Below are 2,162 nucleotides of genomic sequence, written 5' to 3'. Positions count from 1 at the left end.
CTCCATTGCTACAGGCATCCAGCACTTTCTGATTACTGCTAATATCTTTTTCAATCAGTGCGTTGATTTTTTCCTGCGCTTTTTCTTTTTCAGCCGGATCAGTCGCCTTTTGTAACGCCTGTTTCGCCAACTCAAGTTCTGTCTTTTCAGACACACTCAGGTAGTTATTCTCCACCGCGTTCTTCCCTATCTGGGCGCTTTTCGCGGTGTCGCTGCTGCTGTCGCCCAGTAACCCTCCGGCTAGACCGGCGGCGAGTGTGCTCAGTGAGGCGATATTCTGCTTCTCTTCCTCGGTTAATTCACTCACTTTTTTGCCCGGGTAGAGCGAGTTCATAATCGCGTTCGCCATCAACTCCGCAATAACCGGTGTGAACGTGCCATTCGCCCGGTGGTGATGGGGCGCTCCAACTGGTTGTTCGCGGGGTCGTTGGCAGCAGGGCAGCGCGCAGCAACCATCATGAGTTTGCTGGAAACCGCGCGGCTGAACGGTTTGGAGCCGTATGCATGGTTAAAATCGATACTGACGCGTTTACCTGAGTGGCCGAAAGAACGCCTGCACGAACTGCTTCCCTTCCCGGAAAACCCCTTTACTGATTAGCCGGTTCTGCATGATGCAGAGTCGGCTAATCGCGTCAATGTGAGTTCGCCGTGGTATTACCTTGGTGGTGACCGAGTAGCAACCACTCATAACAACGCCCCAGGCTGTTAGGCTTGGGGCGTTTATCAGTTATCTGTCACTGAGATAGCTAACAAATAAAACTGATCACAGTTCCTTTGCATAAAAGCTAAATTTATTAGCTCTGGGTTCATTTTCAATGATCACTCTTCCACAAGAGGGGCATTTATAAACGTCTTGCCTAAATTGATTGTAATAATCAAAAAAGTCATCACTTGTGAAAGCAGTATCTTTTTCATCCCATTCATTCAGTAGCTGTATAATGACTTTTTGAGGAATAATTTCATATAAAAAATCCTCTTCCATTGTACGAGCAACCATCACATGCCCACATTTACAAGCTAGTTTCGACATCAGTTACCTCCTATGGGACGATCAAAACGATGAATTTGCCCTGTAGCGTCTTGAAAAAACAACGTATTAACATTCTTAACATTGGGTTTACCCCAAACTCTAGCAGCAATACTGCTCATTTCTGCACCTGTCAAATCAACCTGTACAAGTACTGCTGATGTTTGGCTGTCTTTTTTCTCGATTGTAGTTATTATGCTCTTAGCCTTGGTTGTCTTAGGCGTGTAGACATCAACCCTACCAATCCCATCAACATATAAATCCGATGTTCTTGTGCCTGAAATCCCCTGATCTGATGCTGTTGCTCTATATGTTACATCATATCCCTGATCAGCAAATCTCTGCCCAGCCCTTGTTTCATTCGCGTCAGGTTTAGCTAACGGTTCATAAGTAACCTTGCCTTCACGAATGACAGGTAAGTTGCCACCTTGATTCTGTATAACTTTACTGCTTTGATTTACAGTGGGCTTTTCAATCTCTGCTATCACCTTCCCTGCCTGCGATGTAGCTACCGCAACCATGCTAACAGTAAAGCCCGTACTAGTTAACTCCACTAAACCTGGTGAAATCCCCAACTTATCCGCAATGTAACTCTTCTTCCAAGCATCATACGATTGCTGACCATCAGTGATCTGATCCGCTTGGGTATACTCAAAACCCTGATATTTGGCTTTGACTTCTTCCGGAACTTTATTCCAGTAAAGCGGATCACTAAGCTCACTGGTCAGCAACTCGTAGTTCTTCAGTAGTTGCTGTTCCTCCTGATAATTTTCCCCCTCTTGCGCCAATGCCCAGTTTTTTTCATACTCAGCAGAACCAAACGGATATTGTGCATAACACTTGGTTAAAGCACACGATGCCGCTTCCAGTTTATTCAGATCTTGCCCTGCACTGGTCAGATTGTTGACAATCTTCTGCTCATTCTCGGTGCGCAGACGGTTATTCTCCACCGCGTTCTTCCCTATCTGGGCGCTTTTCGCGGTGTCGCTGCTGCTGTCGCCCAGTAATCCTCCGGCCAGGCCAGCGGCGAGTGTGCTCAGTGAGGCGATATTCTGCTTCTCTTCCTCGGTTAATTCACTCACTTTTTTGCCCGGGTAGAGCGAGTTCATGATCGCGTTCGCCATCAACTCCGCGC

3 protein-coding genes and 1 pseudogene are annotated in these 2,162 nt (G+C 46.7%); 1 reads left to right on the top strand and 3 read right to left on the bottom strand.

Translation table 11 applies throughout. The features are described from left to right. Positions 1 to 349, bottom strand: a 349-nt coding sequence (locus EOJ37_RS13915) for a VENN motif pre-toxin domain-containing protein (protein WP_162473710.1), incomplete at its 3' end; no start/stop codon positions are given. 3 nt (positions 350 to 352) lie between these two features. Here EOJ37_RS13915 and EOJ37_RS13910 point away from each other — a divergent pair. Further along, positions 353 to 598: pseudogene (locus EOJ37_RS13910) on the top strand (transposase domain-containing protein); the annotation flags it as partial. Positions 599 to 763: 165 nt separating this feature from the next. On the opposite strand, the gene EOJ37_RS13905 reads toward EOJ37_RS13910, so the two are convergent. Next, a complete protein-coding gene (locus EOJ37_RS13905) occupies positions 764 to 1,030 on the bottom strand; it encodes a hypothetical protein (protein WP_127960475.1) in 267 nt (88 codons plus the stop codon). Further along, positions 1,030 to 2,162, bottom strand: a 1,133-nt coding sequence (locus EOJ37_RS13900; RefSeq protein ID WP_206194072.1) for a VENN motif pre-toxin domain-containing protein, incomplete at its 5' end; no start/stop codon positions are given. The genes EOJ37_RS13905 and EOJ37_RS13900, both read right to left, overlap by 1 nt.

The sequence above is a fragment of the Serratia microhaemolytica genome, from assembly GCF_004011885.1.
Lineage (GTDB): Bacteria > Pseudomonadota > Gammaproteobacteria > Enterobacterales > Enterobacteriaceae > Serratia_G > Serratia_G microhaemolytica.
The sequence above is the reverse complement of the archived record's forward strand: the minus strand, read 5'-3'. Positions and strand labels throughout refer to the sequence as shown.